Source organism: Streptomyces shinuiensis, from assembly GCF_043660855.1.
In the GTDB taxonomy this organism is placed as follows: Bacteria; Actinomycetota; Actinomycetes; order Streptomycetales; family Streptomycetaceae; genus Streptomyces.
The window spans coordinates 182,446-200,929 of the sequence record NZ_JBIHML010000001.1; the positions used below are offsets into that span (position 1 = coordinate 182,446).

Annotated in this window: 22 protein-coding genes and 2 pseudogenes; 16 read left to right on the forward strand and 8 right to left on the reverse strand. The window is 73.9% G+C overall.

What is annotated here, in order from left to right; translation table 11 throughout:
• The first annotated feature begins 32 nt into the window (after positions 1-32).
• Both ACGRHY_RS00665 and ACGRHY_RS00670 read left to right on the forward strand, forming a co-directional pair.
• Positions 33-677, forward strand: coding sequence for a helix-turn-helix domain-containing protein (locus tag ACGRHY_RS00665; RefSeq protein WP_394633421.1), 645 nt, complete (start codon positions 33-35; stop codon positions 675-677).
• Entirely contained in the window at positions 667-807 is a 141-nt protein-coding gene (locus ACGRHY_RS00670) for a DUF6126 family protein (protein ID WP_394633422.1), read from the forward strand. Before ACGRHY_RS00665 ends, ACGRHY_RS00670 begins: the two co-directional genes overlap by 11 nt.
• Before the next feature lie 81 nt (positions 808-888).
• Here ACGRHY_RS00670 and ACGRHY_RS00675 read toward each other — a convergent pair whose 3' ends face one another.
• Positions 889-1,698 (reverse strand): ABC transporter permease, encoded by an 810-nt coding sequence (locus tag ACGRHY_RS00675; protein ID WP_394633423.1) that lies wholly within the window; start codon positions 1,696-1,698, stop codon positions 889-891.
• Positions 1,695-2,705, reverse strand: coding sequence for an ATP-binding cassette domain-containing protein (locus tag ACGRHY_RS00680; protein ID WP_394633424.1), 1,011 nt, complete (start codon positions 2,703-2,705; stop codon positions 1,695-1,697). Before ACGRHY_RS00680 ends, ACGRHY_RS00675 begins: the two co-directional genes overlap by 4 nt.
• A 132-nt stretch (positions 2,706-2,837) precedes the next feature.
• Between ACGRHY_RS00680 and ACGRHY_RS00685 the strand changes: the two genes are divergently transcribed.
• Together ACGRHY_RS00685 and ACGRHY_RS00690 are read left to right on the forward strand one after the other, a co-directional pair.
• Positions 2,838-3,458, forward strand: a complete 621-nt coding sequence (locus ACGRHY_RS00685; RefSeq protein WP_394633425.1) for an L-threonylcarbamoyladenylate synthase — start codon at positions 2,838-2,840, stop codon at positions 3,456-3,458.
• A gap of 54 nt (positions 3,459-3,512) precedes the next feature.
• On the forward strand, positions 3,513-4,481 hold the full coding sequence (locus tag ACGRHY_RS00690; RefSeq protein WP_394633426.1) for a pyridoxal-phosphate dependent enzyme: 969 nt from the start codon (positions 3,513-3,515) through the stop codon (positions 4,479-4,481).
• A gap of 925 nt (positions 4,482-5,406) precedes the next feature.
• Here ACGRHY_RS00690 and ACGRHY_RS00695 read toward each other — a convergent pair.
• Positions 5,407-5,751: an STAS domain-containing protein gene (locus tag ACGRHY_RS00695; protein WP_394633427.1), complete on the reverse strand. Its 345-nt coding sequence runs from the start codon at positions 5,749-5,751 to the stop codon at positions 5,407-5,409.
• Positions 5,752-5,899: 148 nt separating this feature from the next.
• A pseudogene (locus ACGRHY_RS00700) lies at positions 5,900-6,131 on the reverse strand (arsenic resistance protein); the annotation flags it as partial.
• Here ACGRHY_RS00700 and ACGRHY_RS00705 point away from each other — a divergent pair.
• Positions 6,112-6,306 carry a hypothetical protein gene (locus ACGRHY_RS00705; RefSeq protein WP_394638209.1) on the forward strand — a complete coding sequence of 65 codons (195 nt, stop codon included), beginning with the start codon at positions 6,112-6,114 and terminating at the stop codon, positions 6,304-6,306. The pseudogene ACGRHY_RS00700 and the gene ACGRHY_RS00705 overlap by 20 nt on opposite strands.
• A 20-nt stretch (positions 6,307-6,326) precedes the next feature.
• On the opposite strand, the gene ACGRHY_RS00710 is transcribed toward ACGRHY_RS00705, so the two are convergent.
• Complete coding sequence (locus ACGRHY_RS00710) at positions 6,327-7,388, reverse strand: Ppx/GppA family phosphatase (RefSeq protein WP_394633428.1); 1,062 nt, start codon at positions 7,386-7,388, stop codon at positions 6,327-6,329.
• Positions 7,389-7,552: 164 nt separating this feature from the next.
• Here ACGRHY_RS00710 and ACGRHY_RS00715 point away from each other — a divergent pair, with 164 nt between their 5' ends.
• The gene (locus tag ACGRHY_RS00715) at positions 7,553-7,969 is read left to right on the forward strand and encodes an ATP-binding protein (protein ID WP_394633429.1); all 417 of its coding nucleotides are present in this window, start codon (positions 7,553-7,555) and stop codon (positions 7,967-7,969) included.
• A gap of 45 nt (positions 7,970-8,014) precedes the next feature.
• Here the strand turns inward: ACGRHY_RS00715 and ACGRHY_RS00720 are convergent, their stop codons facing one another.
• A complete protein-coding gene (locus tag ACGRHY_RS00720; protein WP_394633430.1) occupies positions 8,015-9,655 on the reverse strand; it encodes an FAD-dependent oxidoreductase in 1,641 nt (546 codons plus the stop codon).
• A 218-nt stretch (positions 9,656-9,873) separates the two neighbouring features.
• Here ACGRHY_RS00720 and ACGRHY_RS00725 point away from each other — a divergent pair, with 218 nt between their 5' ends.
• The 10 genes and pseudogenes from ACGRHY_RS00725 to ACGRHY_RS00770 all read left to right on the forward strand — a co-directional run bounded on the left by ACGRHY_RS00725 (position 9,874) and on the right by ACGRHY_RS00770 (position 17,241).
• Positions 9,874-11,016 carry a SchA/CurD-like domain-containing protein gene (locus ACGRHY_RS00725; RefSeq protein WP_394633431.1) on the forward strand — a complete coding sequence of 381 codons (1,143 nt, stop codon included), beginning with the start codon at positions 9,874-9,876 and terminating at the stop codon, positions 11,014-11,016.
• A gap of 77 nt (positions 11,017-11,093) precedes the next feature.
• A complete protein-coding gene (locus tag ACGRHY_RS00730) occupies positions 11,094-11,534 on the forward strand; it encodes a cupin domain-containing protein (RefSeq protein WP_394633432.1) in 441 nt (146 codons plus the stop codon).
• Complete coding sequence (locus tag ACGRHY_RS00735; protein ID WP_394633433.1) at positions 11,531-12,799, forward strand: beta-ketoacyl-[acyl-carrier-protein] synthase family protein; 1,269 nt, start codon at positions 11,531-11,533, stop codon at positions 12,797-12,799. Before ACGRHY_RS00730 ends, ACGRHY_RS00735 begins: the two co-directional genes overlap by 4 nt.
• Complete coding sequence (locus tag ACGRHY_RS00740; protein ID WP_394633434.1) at positions 12,796-14,064, forward strand: beta-ketoacyl synthase N-terminal-like domain-containing protein; 1,269 nt, start codon at positions 12,796-12,798, stop codon at positions 14,062-14,064. Before ACGRHY_RS00735 ends, ACGRHY_RS00740 begins: the two co-directional genes overlap by 4 nt.
• Positions 14,061-14,330 carry an acyl carrier protein gene (locus ACGRHY_RS00745; RefSeq protein WP_394633435.1) on the forward strand — a complete coding sequence of 90 codons (270 nt, stop codon included), beginning with the start codon at positions 14,061-14,063 and terminating at the stop codon, positions 14,328-14,330. The genes ACGRHY_RS00740 and ACGRHY_RS00745 overlap by 4 nt, the downstream gene beginning before the upstream one ends.
• A 1-nt stretch (position 14,331) precedes the next feature.
• On the forward strand, positions 14,332-14,811 hold the full coding sequence (locus tag ACGRHY_RS00750; RefSeq protein WP_394633436.1) for an SRPBCC family protein: 480 nt from the start codon (positions 14,332-14,334) through the stop codon (positions 14,809-14,811).
• A gap of 15 nt (positions 14,812-14,826) precedes the next feature.
• The gene (locus ACGRHY_RS00755; protein WP_394633437.1) at positions 14,827-15,171 is read left to right on the forward strand and encodes a TcmI family type II polyketide cyclase; all 345 of its coding nucleotides are present in this window, start codon (positions 14,827-14,829) and stop codon (positions 15,169-15,171) included.
• Positions 15,172-15,997: 826 nt separating this feature from the next.
• On the forward strand, positions 15,998-16,192 hold the full coding sequence (locus ACGRHY_RS00760; protein ID WP_394633438.1) for a hypothetical protein: 195 nt from the start codon (positions 15,998-16,000) through the stop codon (positions 16,190-16,192).
• A 43-nt stretch (positions 16,193-16,235) separates the two neighbouring features.
• Positions 16,236-16,379 (forward strand): annotated as a pseudogene (locus ACGRHY_RS00765) (CstA-like transporter-associated (seleno)protein); the annotation flags it as partial.
• 130 nt (positions 16,380-16,509) lie between these two features.
• Entirely contained in the window at positions 16,510-17,241 is a 732-nt protein-coding gene (locus ACGRHY_RS00770) for a hypothetical protein (protein WP_394633439.1), read from the forward strand.
• A gap of 144 nt (positions 17,242-17,385) precedes the next feature.
• On the opposite strand, the gene ACGRHY_RS00775 is transcribed toward ACGRHY_RS00770, so the two are convergent.
• Both ACGRHY_RS00775 and ACGRHY_RS00780 read right to left on the reverse strand, forming a co-directional pair.
• On the reverse strand, positions 17,386-17,808 hold the full coding sequence (locus ACGRHY_RS00775; RefSeq protein ID WP_394633440.1) for a DUF3662 domain-containing protein: 423 nt from the start codon (positions 17,806-17,808) through the stop codon (positions 17,386-17,388).
• 400 nt (positions 17,809-18,208) lie between these two features.
• Entirely contained in the window at positions 18,209-18,415 is a 207-nt protein-coding gene (locus tag ACGRHY_RS00780) for a hypothetical protein (RefSeq protein WP_394633441.1), read from the reverse strand.
• Positions 18,416-18,484: the final 69 nt, after the last annotated feature.

Sequence of the window (18,484 nt, forward strand, 5' to 3'; positions counted from 1 at the left end):
GGTGCATGGGCCGAAGAACTCCCGATACGGGCATGGGCCTGCCCAGTGTCGCGCCCCGCCTGCGCGACCTTCGCAGGCGGGGTGGACTCACCCTGGAGGCCGCCGCCGAGCGGCTCGACCTGTCCCCCGCGCACCTGTCCCGTCTGGAAACCGGGCAGCGCCAGCCGTCGCTGCCGCTCCTCCTGGCCCTCGCCCGGACCTACGGCACCACGGTCGCGGACCTGCTGGGCGAGACTCCCCCCGACCGGGACCCGGTCATCCGGGCCGGGCGGGTGGAACCGGTCGAGGCCGGCGGCTGGGTCTACCGGCAGGCCGGCGGGTCACGACGGGCCATGCAGGCGCTGCGCGTGCACATCCCCCCGGACACCCAGAACGACCTGGTCCGGACCCACGCCGGAGAGGAGTGGCTGTACGTCCTCACCGGCCGCCTCCGCCTCGTCCTGGGAAGCGACGAACACCTTCTCGGCCCCGGCGACTCGGCCCACTACGACAGTGGGACCCCCCACCGGATCACCGCCGTCCCCCCGGCGGGGGCCGACCTGCTCTTCGTCCACACGCTGCTGCAGAGCCACATCGGCGATCTGTGTCCGGGCGGCGGGGAACGACCCGTCCGGCAAGGTGCCCGGCGACACACCGACTCATCGCGATCTTCGGAAGGTGGCACCCATGCAGAGTGAAGACACCGGCGTCGAGCGCGGCGAAGGCCGCTTCCCCCGCGGGCTCGTCCTCCGCCTGTTCGCCTACATAGTCGCGGGCCACCTCTTCGCGTTCTTCCTCTACCTGCTGTTCACGCTCGGAGGAGAGTAACCCCGTCCCGGTCCACGCGGCGCCGGTGACGGCCCAAAACGGCCGTGCACCGGCGCCGGGCGGGAAGGGCAGCCCGTCTCCTCAGGCCTTGGCCCGGTAGGCCCTCATCGCCAGCGGATAGAAGACCGCCGCTATCCCCGCCGCCCAGACCAGCGACCACAGCAGCGGCGGACCCACCTCGCCGCCCAGCAGCAGACCGCGGTACGCGTCCGACAGATGGGTGACCGGGTTGACGTCCGCCCAGGCCTGGAGCCAGCCGGGCATGGTGTCGACGAGGACGAAGGCGCTGCTGGTGAAGGTGATGGGGAAGATCAGGGTGAAGCCGAACGCCTGGACCTTCTCCGCGTCACCCGCCAGCATGCCGATCAGCACCGCGCACCAGGACACCGCCGCCGCGAAGACGACGAGCAGCAGCGCACCCGCCAGGAAACCGCCGAAGCCGCCGGTGATGCGGAAACCGAGCGCCAGGCCGAGGGCGATCATCAGGAGCATCGCCCACACGTGCTTGGCCAGGTCGGCGGTGATCCGGCCGATCAGCGGGGCGGAACGGGCTATCGGCAGGCTGCGCAGCCGGTCGAAGACGCCCTTGGTGAGGTCGGTGTTGAGGGCCAGCGCCGTGTAGGTGGTCATGAACAGGGTGTTCTGGACGATGATCCCCGGCAGGGCGTACGTCAGGTAGACATCGGGCGACCCGGCCATCTGGCCACCGAGCACATAGGTGAAGAGGAAGACGAACATGATCGGCGTGATGCTGTAGTCGACGAGTTCGAGCGGGTTGTGCTTGATGGCGACGAGGCTCCGCCACGCCATGGTGGCGGTCTGCCGCAGCCCGGCGTCCGGGCGGACCCTGCCGCCGGCCGTGACGGGGGTGCCGGCTGTCGTGTCGGTCATGACGCGCTCACCGCCCTCTCCTCGCTCTGCTCACCGGAGCGGGCGTCCGCCCCCCGCCGTCCTCCGTCCGGCCCGGCACGGTGGCCGGTCAGCGCGAGGAAGACCTCGTCCAGCGACGAGCGGCGCAGGGTCAGCTCGCCGACCGCGATACCGGCTCCGTCCAGACTGCGGACCACCGCGGGCATCAGCTCCGGACCGCCGACCGGCGCCGTGACCGCCTCCCCCTCGATCCGGGTCTGCGGCCCGGCCGCCCGCGCCACCAGGGAGTGCGCGGCCGCCAGGTCGTGCTCCCGCACCGGCCTCACCTGGAGCACCTGGCCGCCCACCTGCGATTTCAGATCGTCGGGGGTTCCCTCGGCGATGACCCTGCCCTTGTCGATCACAACGATCCGGTCGGCGAGCAGATCCGCCTCGTTCAGGTACTGCGTGGTCAGCAGTGCGGTCACGCCCTCGGCGACCAGGCCGCGCAGCATGTCCCACAGTTCCCCCCGGCTGCGCGGGTCGAGGCCGGTCGTCGGCTCGTCCAGGAAGAGGATGCTGGGCCGGCCCACCAGGCTGGCCGCCAGGTCCAGCCTGCGCCTCATGCCTCCCGAGAACGTCTTCACCGCGCGCCCGGACGCCCCCGTCAGCCCGAAGCGTTCCAGCAGCTCGGCCGCCCGGGCCTTGGCCTGGCGCCTCGGTGTCCCCAGCAGCCGTCCGATCAGCAGCAGGTTCTCCGTGCCGGTGAGGTTCTCGTCGACCGCCGCGTACTGGCCGGTCAGACCGACCAGGGAGCGCACGACTCCCGCCTCCCGCACCACGTCGTGGCCGGCGACCTCGGCCCGCCCCGCGTCCGGCTGGAGCAGGGTGGCGAAGATCCGCACGGCGGTGGTCTTGCCCGCTCCGTTCGGCCCGAGCAGTCCCAGTACCGTCCCGGTGCGGGCCTCCAGATCCACACCGTCCAGCGCCCGGGTGTCCTTGAAGTGTTTGGCCAGGCCCTCGGCCTGGATCGCGTACGCGCGTGCCATGGGACCGCCTCCTCGAACCGAGGTCGCGCTCGGATGCCGCCTCCGGCCCCGGCCCGGGAGCGGCCCTATGGACAACTGTGACGCACACCACTGACAGCCGCAGCGGTGGCCCGATCACGTAGGGTCGGCGGGATGGCGAGGTATTTCGACGTGCACCCCGACAACCCCCAGCAGCGCACCATCGGCACCGTGGTGGACGGCATCCGCTCCGACGGGCTCGTCGCGTACCCCACGGACTCCTGCTTCGCGCTGGGGTGCCGGCTGGGCAACCGCGACGGCATCGCCCGGATCAGGTCGATCAGGAACCTCGACGACCGTCACCACTTCACCCTGGTGTGCCGGGACTTCGCGCAGATGAGCCGGTTCGTGCGCATCGACAACGACGTGTTCCGCGCGATCAAGGCGGCCACGCCCGGCAGCTACACCTTCATCCTTCCCGCGACGAAGGAGGTGCCGCGCCAGCTGCTGCACCCGAGGAAGAAGACGGTCGGGGTCCGGATCCCCGACCATGCCGTCACCCGTGCCCTGCTCGACGAGCTCGGCGAGCCGCTGCTGTCCAGCACCCTGCTCCTGCCCGGCGAGGAGGAGCCCCTGACGCAGGGCTGGGAGATCAAGGAGCGGCTCGACCACGTGGTCGACGCCGTGCTGGACTCGGGCGACTGCGGCACCGAGCCGACCACGGTCGTCGACTTCTCCGGGGGCGGGGTGGAGATCGTACGCCGGGGAGCGGGCGACACCTCACGGTTCGAGTAGACGCGCCGACGCCCCGGCACCCCCTTGCCCCGAAACCCCTGAGGGAGCATCGACATGACGAGCACACCGCCGGTCACGCTGGAGGACGTCCGCGACGCCGCCGCGCGGATCGAGGGCGTCGCCCACCGCACTCCCGTGCTGCGCTCACGCACCCTGGACTCCCTCGTCGGCGCGGAGGTCTTCCTCAAGTGCGAGAACCTCCAGCGCGTCGGGGCCTTCAAGTTCCGCGGCGCCTACAACGCCGCCTCGCGCCTGTCGTCCGAGCAGCTGGCCCGGGGCATCGCCGCCTACTCCTCGGGCAACCACGCACAGGCCGTCGCCCTGGCAGCGCGGGAGCTGGGCACCACCGCGGTGATCCTGATGCCCGAGGACACCCCCCGCTCCAAGCTGGAGGCCACCGCCGGATACGGCGCGGAGATCGCCACCTACGACCGCTACACCGGCGACCGGGTCGCCCTGGGCGGGGCGCTGGCCGCCGAGCGCGGGCTGACTCTGATCCCGCCCTACGAACACCCGCACATCATCGCCGGCCAGGGCACCGCCGCGCTGGAACTGATCGAGGAGGTGGGCGAGCTCGACGCCCTGGTGGCTCCGGTCGGCGGCGGCGGACTGATCGCCGGCAGCGCCACGGCCGCCAAGGGCCTGCTGCCCGGGATCCGGGTGATCGGCGTCGAGCCTGAGGCCGGGGACGACACCCGGCGGTCGCTGGAGGCGGGAGGGCGTGTCTCGATCCCCGTGCCGCGCACCATCGCCGACGGTCTGGCCGCGGAGACGCCCGGGGAGCTGACCTTCTCCGTCAACCGCAGGCTGGTCGACGAGATCGTCCTGGTCGACGACGGCCGGATCCGCGACGCGATGCGGCTGGCCTTCGAACGGCTGAAAACGGTCGTCGAGCCCAGTGGCGCCGCCGCCCTGGCGGCCGTGCTCACCGGACGCCTGGCCCCCCTCCCGCCCCGCATCGGCGTCATCGTCTCCGGCGGCAACGTCGGCGCGCAGCGCTTCGCCGAGCTCCTCGGAAGCTGATCCGCCCCGGGGACACCGCCCACCGCGCTCCAGGCCCGCCGTGCACCGCCCGGCCGGCGTACGGCGGGGCCCTGCGTGCCCTGGTGGCCGGAGTGGCCGTGGTCGTCGCCCTGCGGTGGGCGGAGGGAAGCGCCCCGCACGGTGCCGGAGAACTGCCCGGCCGCGCCGTTCCGGGCTCTCTCGGGCCACACGAGCACCTGGTAGCCGACGGCCACGATGTCGGGCACGGCCCAGGCGCTCAGTTCCGTCGCGCTCCCGCCCGGCGCCAGCTCGCCCTCGAACCCGCCGTCGTCGGCGGCCTTCCGGGCCATGCCGCCGATCTCGACCCCCACCCACTGGACCTCGACCGCGTCCAGGTCGAGGGACGCGTCGCCGTCGTTGGTCAGCTTCACGCGCAGCCCCGGCGGTTCGCCGCTCCGCCCCAGCAGCTTCTCGCGGGCCCCGGCCAGCCGCTTGCCGTCCACCGTGCCGCCCCGGACGTCCGCCGTGTGGCCGGCCGGACGCAGCCTTCCCAGCACCGTCGCCGTCGCCTTCAGGCCGTCCGGCCAGGCGAAGGTCTTCCCCGTCGGTACCGCCGACGGCCCGGCGGACGCCGCCTTCGAGGGGTGCGCGGTTCCCGAGGCGGAGGGGTCGGGGGCGGCCGACGGGGCCGGCTCACCGCCCGCACCGCATCCGGTGAGGGTCAGGGACAAGGACATCGGAACCGCTGCGAGCACGGTTCGGCGCGTGGGGGCTCCAGCGGGCGGCGTCGGGCTGACAACGGCGAGGCCGCCGGTAGCGTCCCGCCCGCGGCCCGTAAAGATCGGCGGCCCTGCCGGCACGAGGGGGAGCGGGCCCGCCTCGGCCGCCCCGTCCGCTTCGCAGCCCGCGTGCGCTTCCTGGTCCGGGCGCCGGTGCGGGGCGCGTCCGGGCGGGACGCACGCTGTCACTCCTCGATCACCGCGACCGCGTCCAGGCCGACGTCGTGCAGGGTCCGCCGGAGGGTCCGGCCGGCTCCGCGGACGGTCAGTACGGCGTTCTCCGGCCGTCCGGTGGCCGCGCGGAGCAGGGCGTAGGCACACGCCAGGTCGAGGTGGTCCAGATCGCCCATCTCCAGCACCACTTCGTGGGCACCGAGCAGCCGCGGGTCAACGAGCCGCTCCTCCAGCTCACCGAGTGTTCCGGAGTCCAGTCGGCCGGAGAAGGCGAGTACGGCGCGGCTGCGCCCGGCCTCGGTGATCGCCATGGCCGGGCGGTGTGCCCGTGCGGTGGGTTGCGGCTCGGGTGCCATGGCGACCTCCTCCGTATGCCGGCCGGCGGTGGTTGCGCGTTTGTGTTCGTCCTCTCCCTCCAGCCTCTCACCCTGCCCGGACCGGCGGCCGCCGGTCCGGGCAGGGTGAGAGGCCCTTCTCCATGGCCGGAGAAGGGCGCGTGTGGCGTCAGACCCCCGTGTCCCGCGCGCCGGGGCCGGGCTGTCCGGCGGTGGACTCCTTGCGCAGGGTGAGGGCGACGTGGACCAGGGCGATGAGGACGGGGACCTCGATGAGGGGGCCGACGACGCCGGCCAGGGCCTGGCCGGAGGTGACGCCGAAGGTGGCGACGGCGACGGCCGGTTCGAAGTCGTCGCCGGCGGGCGGTGAAGGTCAGGGTGGTGGTGCGCTCGCAGGCCAGGGCGGACGTCACGGCCGGACAGGGAGTGGCGGCCGTCCGCCCCGTCCGGGACGAGATCCGCGAGCGGATCGGGAACCTGATCACCGAGATCGAGACATCCTGGGGGCCGGCGGGCCCGGTCCCCGGGATCACGGACCCTCCGTCGTCAGTGTGGTGCCGACTGCCCTCCCCGTGAGCCCGGCCGGAGACCGGCCCTCAACCTTCCCGGACCACAACGTCCTTGACCACCCGTTCACCGGGCCGGCCGCGGCGGCCGGACGGAGACCGGGTCGGGGACGGCGCCGCGCCGGACGGGTCCCTCCGGCGCACGTCCGCCGGGGCCTCGTGCCACAGCGGGGCCTGCTCCCGGATCTGCCTGAGCATGACACCCTCGCGCAGACCCCACGGGGAGAGCGTGACGGTCTCCATCTCCATGCACCGCATGGCCGTGTGCGCTATCACGGCTCCGGCCAGGGACTGCCGGGCGCGGGCGGGGGAGATACCGGGCAGCTCCGCGCGGGCGGCCGCGGGCAGCGAGGCCAGCCGCTCCACGGCCGCCTTGAGGTCCCCGCGCTCGATGCGGCGTGTGACGAAGGGCCCCAGCTTCCCGGGTGGGGCCCCGCACAGCCGGGCCAACTGCTGGAAGGTGCGCGAGACGGCCACGGCGGTACGGGGGCGCTCCCAGTGGATCCGGACCGCCACGTCCCGCAGCTCGTGGCGTACGCGGCGTCTCAGCGCCCTGATCGCGCCGGCCGGCGGAGGGTCCGCCTCCCCGAAGTACTCGCGCGTCATCCGTCCCGCGCCCAGTGGAAGGGAGGCCACGAAGCCGGGGGTCCTGTCCCGGCCGAAGGCCACCTCCAGCGAGCCGCCGCCGATGTCCAGCAGCACCATCGGGCCGGCCTGCCAGCCCATCCACTGCCGGGCCGCCAGGAACGACAACTCCCCTTCCGTCACACCCGACATGACGCACAGGGGCACCCCGGCCCCGCTGTGGACGGCCTCCAGGACCTGGTGGCGGTTGGGCGCGTCCCGGATGACCGCGGTGGCGAAGGCGGAGGGCTGCTCCACCCCCCAGCGGGCGGACTCCTCCCTCGCCTCGGCGACCGCGGCCACCACGGCGTCCACCGCCCGCTCGCCGAGCCGTCCGTCCGGCTCCACGTGCTCGGCCAGCCTCAGGCGCCGCTTGGCCGTGTGCACCGGCAGCGGTATGTCACCGCCGCAGTCGGCCACCACCAGCCGCACCGTCTTGGATCCCACGTCCACAACCGCCAAACGCATGGAGGGCTCGTGCCCCCCGGCACCGCGCGACATGCCATCACCTCCCGGGCGCAGGCGCAGACCGGCCATGTCCCGCCGATGTACCGCCGGTGCCGCGCGCACCGCGCCATTGCACCGGCCCGCCGGGGGTAGAAGTCCCGCAGCGAGCAGGGAGGTGGGCCGTCGTGTGCGAGTCGTCGCTGCGGGCCGTTGGGTGGGCGCGGTCACTGCCGGTGGCCAGCGGGGTGAAGGCCGCGCGGGAATGGGCGCGCGGTCATCTGGAGTCGCTGGGATGGACGGAATCGGCTCCGGAGACGGTGGACGCGGTGCTGCTGACCGTCTCGGAACTGGTGACCAACGCGCACGTGCACGCGCACAGCACCGCCCAGTTGGTGCTGACGTGGGACAACCGGTGCCTGCACGTGAGCGTGCGCGACTCCTGCGCCGCCCTCCCCGCGCCCCGCTCCCCCAGTGCCGAACGGACGTCGGGGCGCGGCATGTTCCTCGTCGACGCTCTGGCCGACGAGTGGGAGGCCCGCACCTGCACGGGCGGCAAGGCCGTCACCGCCTGCTTCCGCCGGCCCGGCCGGCCCACCGGGTGATCCCCGCGGGCCGGCCGGGCGGAGGAGCCCAGCGGCCGGGGGCCGTCAGTCCAGCGCCAGCACCGTCGAGACGGCCCGGCGCAGCATCTCCTCCGGTTCCGGGACCGGCCCGGCCGAACGCCACGCCACGAACCCGTCGGGACGCACCAGTACCGCGCCGTCCGGCTCCGTGCCGTGGGTACGCGCCCAGTCCGCGCCCTCCTCGGGTACGAGGTCGGCATCCGCCCCGGCTCCGATCCGGTACGGCGTCAGCGGCACGGACAGCTTCTCGGCGACCCGGCCGGCCGCCTCGTACCACCCGGCCGCCGTACCGGCTCCGGTGATCAGGACCAGGGAACGCTCGTACAGGTCCAGGGTCGAGATCCGCTCCCCGGCGCGGCTCAGCCACATGTGGGGTGCCCGGCTGCCCGGCTCGCCCGTCAGCCGCAGGTCCCCGGGGACGGGTGGCGCGTCGGGTTCGGCGCCCACGACGGCGCCCCGCGGGTAGCGGTATCCGACGGCCACGGCGAGGATGCCGCCCTGCGGACCGCGGCCCTCCGTGCCGGGGGCCGGGGTGTAGCCGGGGTGCTTGTGCTCCGCGGAACGCGCCGAGGCGCGGGCGGCGGTGGCCTGTGCGACCGGGCGGCGCTCGGCGTCGTAGGTCTCCAGCAGGCCCGGTCCGGCCCAGCCCCCGAGCACGGCGGCCAGCTTCCACGCCAGGTTGTGCGCGTCCTGGATGCCGGTGTTGGAGCCGAAGGCGCCGGTGGGGGACATCTCGTGGGCCGAGTCGCCGGCCAGGAGGACGCGGCCGGCTCCGTACCGCAGGGCCACCCGTTCCGCCGCGTGCCACGGCGCCCTTCCGGTGATCTCCACGTCGAGCCCGGGCACGCCGACCGCGCGGCGGATGTGCTCGGCGCACCGCTCGTCGGTGAACTCCTCCAGCGTCTCGCCGTTCTCGGGGTGCCAGGGCGTGTGGAAGACCCAGTGCTCCCGGTTGTCGACCGGCAGCAGCGCCCCGTCCGCGCCGGGGCCGGTCAGGTAGCACATGACGAAGCGCCGGTCGCCCACCACGTCGGCGAGCCCGCGGGAGCGGAAGGTGACGCTGACGTTGTGGAACAGGTCGCCGGGGCCGCTGTGGCCGATGCCGAGGCTCTCGCGCACCGGGCTGCGCGGGCCGTCCGCGGCGACGAGGTAGTCGGCGCGGACGGTGGTGTGCTCCCCGGTCTCCCTGCTCCTGACCACGGCCGTGACTCCGTCCGGGTCCGGCTCGAACGTCATCAGCTCGGTGGAGAATCGCAGGTCACCGCCGAGTTCGCGGGCGCGCTCCAGCAGGACCGGTTCGAGGTCGTTCTGGCTGCACAGGCACCACGCGCTGGGGCTGACGCGGGCGAGCGCGCCGTCCGGATCGATCTCCTGGAAGAGCCACCGGCCCTCGTCCCCGGTCAGCGAGGGGGTCTGGAGGATGCCGTGGTTGCCGGACAGGGCCGACGCCGCCTCCTTGATCCCCGGCTCGACGCCCGCCACCCGGAACAGTTCCATCGTCCGTACGTTGTTGCCGCGTCCCCGCGGGTGGGTCGAGGTCCCCGCATGCCGTTCGACAAGTGTGTGCCGCACACCGAGGCGGCCGAGGAACAGCGAGGCGGACAGGCCCACCAGGGAACCACCGACGATGAGGACGGGAGTCCTGTGGTCGGCTTCTTCGTTCATGTCTTTCCTCCAGCACATCGATTCCACCGGTACGCGCACACGCACGCCCCGGACGGTTATGGATGCCACCGAGGTGTCCCTTTCGCCCGCCCTTCACCCGGTTGATTCCGACGGTTTGCGAGTCCGGAAAGGGCATCACATGATCAGTTCTCATGACGACTGACGCCGAGTCAACGCTCTCGGCAGTCCCATCGTTCGCCAACGGAAAGGTTCACAGGATGGCGGTCTCGGATCGCGCGCCCCAGGTGCCGGGCCGTGTCTCCCAGTCGGTGTTCGACGGCTCCCGGCTCCGGGCCGTCCTGCTGGTGGACCTTCAGGAGGGAGCCCAGCAGCGCTTCCTCGACGCCTACGAACGCATGTGCGCCCAGGTGGCCTCCGTGCCCGGTCACATCAGCGACCAGCTCTGCCAGTCCATCGAGAACCCGTCCCAGTGGCTCATCACCAGCGAGTGGGAGAGCGCACCGCCCTTCCTCGCCTGGGTGAACAGCGAGGAGCACCTGGAGACGGTCAGACCGCTGCGCGCCTGCGTCCGCACCATGCGGCCGCTGCGTTTCGGCATCCTCAGGGAAACCCGCGGCGGGCACACCGCGGCCGCTCCGGGCGGGGAGCGGCCGCGGCCGCCCGTCCGCCTGGGCGACGGCACGGTGCACCACGCCCTGACCTACACCGTCCGGCCCGGCAGCGAGTCCAAGGTCGCGGAGATCCTGTCCGGCTTCGCCCCGCCCGGCCCCGGGGTGGACGACGCCACCCGGCTGCTGCGCACCTCGGTGTTCCTGTACGGCAACAGGGTCGTGCAGACCGTCGAGGTGCGAGGCGACCTGTCGGCCGCGCTCGGCCACGCCATCGGCCGGCCCGAGGTCCGTGCGGTCGAGGAGGCCCTCGCCCCCCACCTGGAGCGGGAGCGGGACCTCGGCGATCCGCAGTCCGCCCGGGTCTTCCTCACCCGTGCGGCGATGCCGGCCGTGCACCGCACCGCGTCCGGCGGGCCGGGATCGCCCCGGGCGCGGCGGCACGCTCTGTGCTACCCGGCCCGGGAGGGCCGCGGCACGGACCTGGCGCGGCTGATCGCCCGGCAGGAGGAGACAGCCGCGGACGACCCGCACGACCCGGTCCGCGCCGTCACCGTCTTCCAGCGCGACGACATCGTCGTACGGATGGTCGAGGCGGATGCCGAACCGGACTCCGCTCCCGCCCGGGTCCTCGGTCTCGGGGAACCCGGCGCCCTCACCGAGGCCGCCGGCCTGCTCGACCTCGGGGCGCTCGGCCTCGACCACCCCCCGGCGGACGAGCGCGACCTCCTGCGCCTGCTGGCGCACGCCGGCATGCGCCTGCTCGCCGACCGGAGAGCACCGCACTCCTGACCCCCGCCGGCCGCAGCGCCGGCCGGTCCCGCCCGCACACCGCCCGCCCCCTTTCCACTCCCACGGAGCGAACGACCATGACCCAGCAGTCCCCACGCATCGTCGACCTCTCGGAGACCACGCCCAACCGCAGGCGCGGAGGCGACCTGCGCGCCATGCTCACCCCCACCACCGTCGGCTCCACCAGCGGCTTCATGGGCCTGGCCATCGTGGAGCCCGGCGACCGCATCGGCGAGCACTACCACCCGTACTCCGAGGAGTTCGTGTACGTCGTCAGCGGCCGCCTCGAGGTGGATCTGGACGGGGAACCCCACCCTCTCGCCCCCGACCAGGGCCTGATGATCCCCGCGTACACGCGGCACCGGTTCCGCAACGTCGGCGACACCGAGGCCCGCCTCGTCTTCCACCTGGGACCGCTGGCCCCCCGTCCGGAGCTCGGACATGTCGACACCGAGGAGACCGCGGCCGGCCAGGCCGCCGGCGACCGGGCGGCGCAGCCCACCGGAGCGTCCTCGTGACGCGACGCGTGGCCGTCACCGGCCTGGGCGTGGTGGCACCGGGCGGTATCGGCGTCCCGGCGTTCTGGGACCTCCTGGCGAACGGTCGTACCGCGACCCGGGGCATCACCCTCTTCGACCCCGCGGGCCTGCGCTCACGGATCGCCGCGGAGTGCGATTTCGAGCCACTGGCGCACGGCCTGACGGTGGAGCAGGCCGAGCGCTGCGACCGCTACGCGCAGTTCGCGCTGGTCGCCGCGGCGGAGGCGGTCGGCGACGCCGGTCTGGAGACGGAGCGCGAGGACCCCTGGCGTCTGGGTGTCAGCCTGGGCACCGCGGTCGGCGGCACCACCCGTCTGGAGCACGACTACGTCCTGGTCAGCGAGCGCGGTTCCCGCTGGGACGTCGGCCACCGGCAGGCCGGCCCGCATCTGCACCGCGCGTTCTCGCCCAGCACGCTCGCCTCGGCGGTCGCCGAGGAGTTCGGCGCACGCGGCCCGGTGCAGACCGTCTCCACCGGCTGCACCTCCGGGCTGGACGCCCTCGGTTACGCCTTCCACGCCATCGGGGAGGGCCGCATGGACGTCTGCCTCGCCGGCGCGGCGGACTCCCCGATCTCGCCGATCAGCATGGCCTGCTTCGACGCCATCAAGGCCACCTCCCCGAACAACGACGACCCCGCGCACGCGTCCCGGCCGTTCGACGCCGACCGCGACGGCTTCGTGATGGGAGAGGGCGGCGCGGTGCTGGTGCTGGAGGAACTGGAGCACGCCCGGGCCCGCGGCGCGCGCGTGTACTGCGAGGTCATCGGCTACGCCACCTACGGCAACGCCTACCACATGACCGGGCTGACCAGCGAAGGTCTGGAGATGGCGAGGGCGATCGACACCGCTCTGGACCACGCCCGCCTGGACGGCTCGGACATCGACTACGTCAACGCGCACGGCTCGGGCACCCGGCAGAACGACCGCCACGAGACCGCGGCGGTCAAGCGGTCCCTGGGCTCCCACGCCTACGACACACCCATGAGCTCGATCAAATCCATGGTGGGCCACTCCCTCGGCGCCATCGGCTCCATCGAGGTGGCCGCCTGCGTCCTGGCCCTGGACCGCCAGGTGGTACCGCCCACCGCGAACTACGAGACCCCGGACCCCGAGTGCGACCTGGACTACGTGCCGCGCGCGGCACGTGAGCGGAGGCTGCGGAACGTGCTGTCGGTGGGCAGCGGCTTCGGCGGCTTCCAGTCCGCGGTGGTACTGAGCGGGCCGGGCGGGAGGGCATCATGAAACCGCGAGGCGTCCGGCACGCGGTCGTCACCGGCATCGGAGTCGTGTCACCGGGCGGAGTCGGCGCGGAGGCCTTCTGGAAGTCGGCCGCGGAGGGCCACAGCCTCCTGGACCGCGTCTCCCGGGAGGGCTGCGGCCATCTGCCGCTTAAGGTCGCGGGCGAGGTCCGGGGCTTCGATCCGGCCGCCGTGATCGAGGGCAGCCACCTCGTCCAGACCGACCGGTTCACCCACTTCGCGATGGCCGCCACCTCGCTCGCCCTGGAGGACGCCCGGCTCGGCCGCGCCGACATCGGCTCCCCGTACTCGGTGGGCGTGGTCACCGCCGCGGGTTCCGGCGGTGGCGAGTTCGGGCAGCGCGAGCTGCAGAAGCTGTGGGGGCGGGGATCTCGCCACGTCGGCCCGTACCAGTCCATCGCCTGGTTCTACGCGGCCAGCACCGGCCAGATCTCCATCCGCGGCGGCTTCAAGGGGCCCTGCGGCGTGGTGGCCGCCGACGAGTCGGGCGGTCTGGACGCCCTGGCGCACGCCGCCCGCGCCGTGGCGCGCGGCACCGACACCGTCGTCGCCGGTGCGGCCGAGGCGCCGCTGGCCCCGTACTCGATGGTCTGCCAGCTGGGCTACCCCGAGCTCAGCACCGAGGGCGACCCCGAACGCGCCTACCGCCCCTTCACCGCGGCCGCCCGCGGCTTCGTTCCCGCCGAGGGCGGGGCGATGCTCGTGCTGGAGGAGGAGGGCGCGGCCCTCGACCGCGGTGCCGAGCCCCGGGCCGCGGTGGCCGGCCACGCCGCCACCTTCACCGGAGCGTCACGCTGGGGGGAGTCCCGCGAGGGGCTGGCCCGGGCGATCGGCGCCGCGCTGGCGGAGGCGGGCTGCGCGCCCGAGGAGGTCGACGTCGTGTTCGCCGACGCCCTCGGTACGGCCGAGGCCGACCGGGCCGAGGCACTGGCGATCACCGACGCCCTGGGCCCGCACGGCCGGCGCGTGCCCGTCACCGCTCCGAAGACGGGGACCGGCCGCGCCTACTGCGGGGCGCCCGTGCTGGACGCCGCGGCGGCCGTGCTCGCCATGGAGCACGGCCTGGTACCCCCCACACCCAACGTCCTCGACGTCTGCCATGACCTGGATCTGGTGACCGGCCGGGCGCGCTCCGCGGAGCTGCGCACCGCCCTGGTCCTCAGCCGGGGGCTCATGGGATCGAACGCGGCGCTCGTGCTGCGGCGCGGCGCCGGACACCCCACCGATCGAAGGAGTGCATCCGCATGACCGACCAGATGACGGGCCAGGTGACCGTCGAAGAACTGACCGCGCTGATGAAGCAGACGGCGGGCGTCGCCGTCGACCCCGATGACCTGCGGCAACGGGCCGGCTCCGGTTTCGACGCCTTCGGTCTCGACTCGCTCGGGCTGCTGGGCGTCGTGGGCGAGCTGGAGAAGCGCTACGGCCGGGACATGCCGGAGCGGGCCGAGCAGTGCAGGACTCCCCGCGAGTTCCTCGACTTCGTCAACGGCGTCCTGACAGCGGAGGCGTGAGATGGCCGGGCACACCGAGAACGAGATCGTCATCGCCGCGCCCCTGGACCTCGTCTGGGACATGACCAACGACATCGAGAACTGGCCGCGGCTGTTCAGCGAGTACGCCTCCGTCGAGATCCTCTCCCGCGACGGCGACACCACCACCTTCCGCCTGACCATGCACCCGGACGAGAACGGCACGGTGTGGAGCTGGGTGTCGGAGCGGACCGCCGACCGCGACGCCCTCACCGTGCGGGCCCACCGCGTGGAGACGGGCCCCTTCCAGTACATGGACATCCGCTGGGAGTACACGCAGGTCCCCGAGGGAGTGCGCATGCGCTGGACGCAGGACTTCGCGATGAAGCCGGACGCACCGGTCGACGACACGTGGATGACGCGGAACATCAACCGCAACTCCCGCGTCCAGATGGCCCTCATCCGGGACCGGATCGAGCAGCGCGCCCGGCAAGCAGGCGAACCCGCGGCGATGGCCGACTGAGAAGGGACCCCTTTCGTGCACCACACCCTGATCGTCGCCCGGATGGAACCGGGGGCGGCGCCGGACATCGCGAAGGTGTTCGACGAGTCCGACCGCGGCGAGCTGCCGCACCTGGTGGGCGTCGCCCGGCGCAGCCTCTTCCAGTTCGGCGACGTGTACATGCACCTCATCGAGAGCGAGCGGGATCCCGGACCGGCCATCGCCCGGGCCGTGGACCATCCGGAGTTCCGCGCCGTCAGCGAGCGGCTGACGGCGTACGTCCGGCCGTACGACCCGGAGACCTGGCGTGGCCCGAAGGACGCCATGGCGCGGTGCTTCTACCGCTGGGAGCGTGACGGCGCGCCTGTGGCGCCGCGCTGACCGGCCTGCCCCGCCGCAGGAACCGAGTCGGTGCGTGAACCGGTGGAACCGCTCCCCGCCGCCCGTGCGGCGGCGGGAGGGCGGCGCCGGGAACCTCCCGGGGCGGAACGGCGACGGCACCCGCAGGACACCGTCGGCGACCTCCTCGACGCGGTTCACCGCAGCGACGGACCCGGCGCTCCTCTTCTCGGCACCGGAGGTGCCGGGCACACCGGGCGCAGCATGGCCGAGCGGCTGACCGGAGTCTGTCCGGCCACCGGTCCCGTCCGCCCGGTCGACCCGTATCCGCACTCCTTCGAATGCGCCGTCCCCGGAGACGGGCCGGCCCGCGCCGCCGGGGCGTGACGGCCCGGTGCCGCCCGCCCGTTGCGGGCCGGCCGGGGGCGGTGACGGACGCGGTGGAGGACGGCCTGTGAGCCGTCCCCCGCCGCGTACCGGTCCGCCCCCGCCCGGACGGGGGGGCGGAGGAGGTCGGGAGGCGATCTCCAGCCCGCCGCACTCCACGGGGAACATCACGGCCACGCGCCGCAGGGAGTGCGGCGGACGGTGCAGGATCAGCCGGCGGCCCCGCCCGCGCCGCGACGGCCGCGGTGTCCAGGAAGTCGGTGCCGGACAGGTCCAGGCGCACCACCGGACCGGGCAGGCGGGCCAGGGCCCTCAGTGCCGCCTCCAGGACGGCGCGGGTGTCGGTGTCGGCTCCGCTGCGGCCGTCGCCGTCGCCGAAGACCGTCCCGCGTTCGGCGGGTGCCTGGTTGAGGAGCCACACGCCGATCGGGTCGGCCACCGCGACGGCCAGGTTCTGGCTCCGGCCAAGAACATGGACGGCGTGATCACAGCGCTGTTCCTGCTGGTGGTCGCCACGGTGATGGCCAACGCGGCCGTGGTGTGCGTGCGGTCCGCCGGACCGCTGCCGACCGCCGAGGCGCCCTGCGTCGAGTCCCGGATCGAGGCCCCGGCCTCGTGGTCGTCGGGCGCGGGGAGGGAGAAGGGCAGGGAGCCGGTGGGGGCGGGCGAGCGATGACGGCCACGATGCTCGGCGGGGTGGCCCGGCTGCTGCGGGTGTCCGCCGGTATCTGCGCGAGTTCTCCGGTGAGGCGGACTACGGGCGTTTCCGCCTCAGGCACCTGCGCGAGCACCCGGACGAGCCGGTCTCCTCCCGGCGCGACTACGAGCGGCGGCGCGCCCGGCACCGGGAGGAGCACCCGCACAGCCGCTGCTGCCGACGCCTCCGGGCCGCCCTCCGCCGACGCCGGCGGAGGGCTTCCGCGGCGTCTGCCCGGATACTGGTCCCCACGGGCTCACCCGCGCCGGGCGGGGAAGCCCGCGGGGAGGTGTGCGGTGTCGCAGCGGTCGACGGCGAAGTCCCTCACCCCCGCGCAGCGGCGGGCGGTCCTGGCCTCCGATCCCACGACGGGAGAGCTGGCGGGGAGTCCGGCGACGGGTGCCGCGCTGCGGGGCAGGGGCCTGGCCGTGTCGTACGGCCCGGCGGGCAGGTACTACCTGACCGAGGCGGGGCGGGCGGTGCGCGAGGAGTTGCGCGAGGAGTCGGTTCCGGCCGTGTCCGAGCCTCCGGCCGCCCCGCCCGCTCCCGCCGGGCAGGCCGGGCCCGCGGGTTCCGGCGCGTTCGCCGCGGCGACCGGCGACGGACCGCCGGAGGAGGAGGCCCCCGGGCGGCGCGCCGCCGCCGTGGCCCGCGCCTGGGCCGGGGTGCTGGAGATACGCCGTGTCACGGACGGCTCCGCCGGTACCGGTCCGGGCGCCCCGGCGCCCTGGGAGCGGACGCGGATGGTCTGGGCGGTGTCCCTGGCCCTGGAGGCCGCGGGCGTAACGCCGTCGGCGGTGGACGCGGGCGGACGCCGAACCCGGGCGGGGTACCGCGTCATCGACTCCGGTGAACCGGGCGCGGTACGCGTGGAATGGCGGGGCCCCGCCGCCTGCGCCGGACGCGAGCGGGCCGAAAGGGAGCTGAGGGTGTGTGCGGAGCATCTGACCGGGTGCGGCTGGGAGGCACTGCTCTACTGGGGGGCTCGCCGCACCCCTTTCCTGCTTGTCACACCCGGCGTGCCGTGAGGTTCAGGGCGTGCGGGGACGCCTCACCGCGAGGCCGTCCGACCACCGTCCTCCCATACGCGGTTGCGCCGGTAGTCCGGTTCCGGTGCCGGTGAACGGCCGGGGAGCGCAGGCTCTGTGCCGGGAGGCGCGACGGGTACGCGGTCAGCGTGCCGGGGCGGAGGCCGGATCTCCGTGCCCGGTGAACGCGTCGGCGCGGACGTTGGGCGTGGGGCTGCCGGTCACGCGGTAGCGGCCGTTGGGCAGGTCGTCGCAGACGGTGACGCGGACGGTGAGCGGGCCGGCCCACTCGTATCCCTTCCTCTCCCCGTGGCGTGCCAGACTGTCCGCCAGGAGCTGGCCTATCTGGCCGCCACGCCGGACCAGTTTCCCGTGCGCCGCGACGGAGAGCTCGACCTCGTAGGCGTTGGGAACCACCACACGGCTGTGGCTGCACACCACGGCGTGGCCGTCGCACTCGCGCCGCAGTGCGTCGAGGAGCTCGACCGGTTCCCTGCGGAACATCCTGGCCAGCAGTGAGTGCTCCCAGGTCTCGACCTTGCGTTCCCAACGGTTCAGTGTTCCCATGACAGACCGCGTGCCCGGGGCGGATCGCCACATGCGCCCCGAACGACCGGATCCTTCCGCCTCGGGCCTCCGCACGCCCACTGCCCGCCGCTGCCCCGGCCTCCCGGCGCTCCTTCGGCGTCCGCTCGCGGACGCCGCGGGGCTCGACACACGGCCCAACCTGAGCGTATGACCGCCCGCACGCGCGGGAAACGGCGTCTCCCCGGTCCGCGGCGGTCGCCCGGGGGATCCGGGGCCGGGGCCGGGGCCGAGAGGCGCGCCGCGGAACGGAACAAGGCCGCCGCTTCCCGGGAAGCGGCGGCCTTGTTCCGGCACGGATCGCCCGGCGGTTCGGCCGGCCGGCTCGCGCCGGTACGGGGGCGGGGTCCGGCAGGGTTCCCGGTCCCGCAGTGGCCGCGTCTCACGCGGCGCGCTCGTCCTCGCGCGGGGCGGCGGAACGCGACGGCTCGCGTTCCGGAAAGTCCGGCACGGCCCGCAGGTGGCGTTCGCGCGGGGCCCCGGCGGCGAGCTCCGGATCGGCCTCGCCCAGCATGCGCTCCTCGTACCGCCCGAGGGCCAGCATCACGCACAGCAGCAGAGGAGGTATCACAAAGGCGGTGACAGCCACGGGGACTCCTTTTGGGGAAGGGTTCGACTCTGTTCCGCGTTGCCTCCCTCACTGGACGAAAACCCTGCA